This window comes from Microcystis sp. M53598_WE2 (genome assembly GCF_030067735.1).
In the GTDB taxonomy this organism is placed as follows: domain Bacteria; phylum Cyanobacteriota; class Cyanobacteriia; order Cyanobacteriales; family Microcystaceae; genus Microcystis; species Microcystis aeruginosa.
Map to the genome: position 1 here is coordinate 1 of NZ_JASJFE010000254.1, position 3,640 is coordinate 3,640.

3 protein-coding genes are annotated in these 3,640 nt (G+C 45.0%); 1 reads left to right on the forward strand and 2 read right to left on the reverse strand.

Going from position 1 to position 3,640, the window contains the following annotated elements; translation table 11 throughout:
- Window positions 1-250: CHAD domain-containing protein (locus tag PX636_RS05345; protein WP_288116418.1), on the reverse strand; the 250-nt coding region annotated here is incomplete at its 3' end.
- Between the two features lie 118 nt (window positions 251-368).
- Here PX636_RS05345 and PX636_RS05350 point away from each other — a divergent pair.
- A complete protein-coding gene (locus tag PX636_RS05350) occupies window positions 369-1,898 on the forward strand; it encodes a glycine betaine ABC transporter substrate-binding protein (RefSeq protein WP_002798948.1) in 1,530 nt (509 codons plus the stop codon).
- Here the strand turns inward: PX636_RS05350 and cysS are convergent.
- Window positions 1,881-3,323 carry a cysteine--tRNA ligase gene (gene cysS, locus PX636_RS05355; protein ID WP_002798944.1) on the reverse strand — a complete coding sequence of 481 codons (1,443 nt, stop codon included), beginning with the start codon at window positions 3,321-3,323 and terminating at the stop codon, window positions 1,881-1,883. The two genes, PX636_RS05350 and cysS, sit on opposite strands and share 18 nt — an antisense overlap.
- Window positions 3,324-3,640 lie beyond the last annotated feature (317 nt).

Here is a 3,640-nt window from a genome sequence, read left to right on the forward strand (position 1 = left end):
CTCCTAAAATTCTGCCCAGATTACCCACCCGTTTTTGATCGGCAGATTTCGGCATGGTTAAAGCGGGGGCAAAACCAGTTAAGGTACTGCGAAGACGGCGCATTCCCACACGAATTTGATGTAATTCTTCCGTATCCTGATCGAGTAAAACCCCAGCTTCGTGTTTAAGAACTTTATGAAAATGTTTATCAATACCGATATAGGCCCAATCGGCAACAGTTTTAGCCCGAGGATTAAATTTGTTAGTCATTGGTCTTTAGCGAGGAAATAATGTCAAGATGGTGATAGAATCTTTAAATCAAGACTGGAAATAATAGATACTGTTTATTCTATACAATAGGATGAACCAGCCGCTTTAAGGGAAGTTTATGGATAGTTTTTGGCTAGATTATGCGGGGGAAATCGCTTTTCGCACCGGAGAACATCTTTTCTTGACGGGAATAGCCATGGCTATGGGTAGCTTAATCGGGATTCCTCTAGGTATTTTAATTAGTCGTCAAGCTATTCTCGCCCCACCGATTATAGCGATCGTTAACACCCTACAGACTATCCCCAGTTTAGCCCTATTTGGTTTTTTAATTTCCGTGCCTTTTTTGGGAGGAATCGGCAAAATTCCCGCTATTGTTGCCCTAACTCTCTATACTTTACTGCCAATTGTTTTAAATACCTATCTGGGCATCAAAAAAGTTGATCCCGAATTAAAATTAGCCGGGTTATCCCTAGGCATGACCGACGGTCAAATCCTGCGCTATATCGAATTACCCCTGGCCAGGGCGACAATTTTGGCAGGAGTGAGAATTGCGACGGTGATTGCTATCGGTGTGGCTACGATCGCAGCTGCCATCGGTGGCGGTGGTTTGGGAGTGTTTATTTTTCGCGGTATTGCCACGGTCAACAATCAGTTAATTTTGGCGGGGGCAATTCCTGCCGCTTTTTTAGCCCTTGTTGCCGATTGGAGTCTCGGTCGGCTAGAAAAGACCTTTTCCCCTTCGCAACGTCCGAAAAAGCCCTCTAAATGGCAATGGGGCTTAGGTTTAATCGGGTTAGCCCTGCTATCTTTCCTCTTGACTCAAATTTTCCATTCATCCCCCGGCACAGTGGTGATCGGTTCCAAAAATTTTACCGAACAGGTGATTTTAGGGGAAATTTTGGCACAGGAGATCGAAAAAGAGACGAATTTACGGGTTGAACGTCAATTTAATCTCGGTGGTACTCTGATCTGTCATGAAGCGGTGAAAGCGGGTAAAATCGACGGTTATGTGGAGTATTCTGGCACGGCTTTCACGGGAATTTTGCAAGAAAAACCCCTTAACGATGCCCGATTAGTCTTTGAAAAGCTGCAAGAGATTTATCCAGAAAAATTTAATCTAGAAGTCTTTCCCAGTTTAGGATTCGAGAATACTTTCGCCATTGTTATCCGGGGAGAAACCGCCAGTCAATACAATCTTAAAACTCTCTCGCAAGTGGCTAAATATACACCCAATTGGCAAGCGGGTTTTGGTTATGAATTCTTGGAAAGGGAAGACGGTTATAAGGGATTAGCGAAGACCTACGGGCTAAATTTTGCCGGACCCCCGAAAGTGATGGATTTAGGGTTAATGTACCGCGCTTTAGCCGAAAAACAAGTGGATTTAGTGGCGGGAAATTCCACCGATGGCTTAATTCCCGTGCTAGATTTAGTCATCCTAGAAGATGATCAACGCTATTTTCCTCCCTACGAAGCGGTACCGATTTTTAACCGGGATAGTTTGCGAAAATATCCGCAATTGCGACAGGTTTTAGCGAAACTCACTGGCAAAATTACCTCCACAGCTATGCAGAAATTAAACTATCAGGTGGATGGACGCGATCGCAAAGTGGAGGAAGTGGTCAAAGAATTTCTAGTCTCCCTCTCTTAACCATTTAGTTACTCCCCCGGGTTGGTCGATTAAAGTAATGCCTTGGGCTTTTAATTCTGCGCGAATGCGATCGCTTTCGGCGTAATTTTTCGCTTTTTTTGCCTCTGTCCGTTGTTGGATGAGATTTTCGATATCCGCTGCACTAATTCCCTCAGAAACAGGGGTTTCCCTCTGGTCAGCGGCCATTTCTAAGCCCAAAACCCTAGACAATTTCACCAAAGTATGCCATTTTACCGCTAATTGGGCCAGATTGCTGTCTGTCTTACCCGCATGGGTTAAATTATTACCTTCCTTGCGTAATTCCTTAGCGATTTCAAATAACACCGCTAAACCACCGGCAAAGTTAAAATCGTGATTTACCGCCTCTTGAAAGCGATTTTCTAGCTCTTGGTCAGTAATTGCGGGATTATCTGGCGGAAGATGCTTATAACCAAAGGATAAACCCTCTTGTAAAGTATGCCAGCCATTAGTGGCCGCCTGCAATCCCTCATCGGAAAAATCGATCGGTTTGCGGTATTGGGCGCCTAAAATTAATAATCTCACGGCTAAGGGGTCATATTTTGCCAATAACTCGCGAATAGTGATGAAATTACCGAGGGATTTCGACATTTTTTCCCCAGCCACCTTAACCATGCCATTATGTAACCAATAGTGGGCCAGAGGTTTACCCGTAGCCGCTTCACTTTGGGCAATTTCGTTTTCGTGGTGGGGAAAAATCAGATCACTTCCCCCCACATGAATATCGATAGTTTCTCCCAATTGTTCTTTGACCATGGCCGAACATTCAATATGCCACCCCGGACGACCTTGACCCCAGGGAGAATCCCAACTAGGTTCCCCCGATTTTGCCCCCTTCCAGAGGGCAAAATCAAAGGGGTCTTGTTTCTTAATTGCTTCCGGGTCGTCGGTTTCTACCCGGCCGCTGGCCCCGGCTTGCAGATCATCCAGTTTTCGCCCTGATAGTTTGCCATAATCAGAAAAACGACGGACGGAATAGTAAACATCGCCATCGCTGGGGTAAGCATAGCCTTTTTGTTCTAATTCGTAGACTAGGCGCTTGATACCGTCGAGGGTATGAGTGGCCCGGGGATAAGCGTCCGCCGGTCTGACTCCTAATTTTGCCATATCTTCAAAGTAGGCCTCGATAAATCTCTCGGCTACGGCTGCCATGGTGGTATGTTCATTTTTAGCCCGATTGAGAATTTTATCGTCAATATCAGTGAAATTCTGAATATAGCGCACTTTATAACCGAGATACTCCAAATAACGCCGCACCACATCCCAAACCACACAGGTGCGCGCATGACCCAAATGGCAATAATCATAGACGGTAATGCCGCAGCAATACATGGAGACAATGCCGGGGATGAGGGGGGTAAAGGGTTCTTCGCGACGACTGAGGGTGTTGTAGAGGATTAAGGTCATGGAGGGGGAATTTTTTTCTGGGGAAAAAGGCTAGTCCAATTTTATAGCAGTTATCAGTGATCAGTTATCAGTAATCAGTTATCAGTAATCAGTTATCAGTGATAACTGATCACTTTCCCCAGGGTGAGCGCATCTCAAACCCTATTGACAATTGGCCAATTTTGTGATACGCATGGGCATTTCAAGTGATACCAGTCAATCAGAATAGTTAGGAACTCGACCTATTTGGTCGATTGTTGCTCAACAATTGAGATGGCGAATTCTCCTCAAATATGCCTGAATCGTGGGTAGGCAACTCAGATAAAGTTCATTTTGTC

Bases quoted from the DNA above. Each gene is read 5' to 3' on its own strand.
- PX636_RS05350 (WP_002798948.1), top strand. From the start codon at position 369: ATGGATAGTTTTTGGCTAGATTATGCGGGGGAAATCGCTTTTCGCACC.
- cysS (WP_002798944.1), bottom strand. From the start codon at position 3,323: ATGACCTTAATCCTCTACAACACCCTCAGTCGTCGCGAAGAACCCTTT.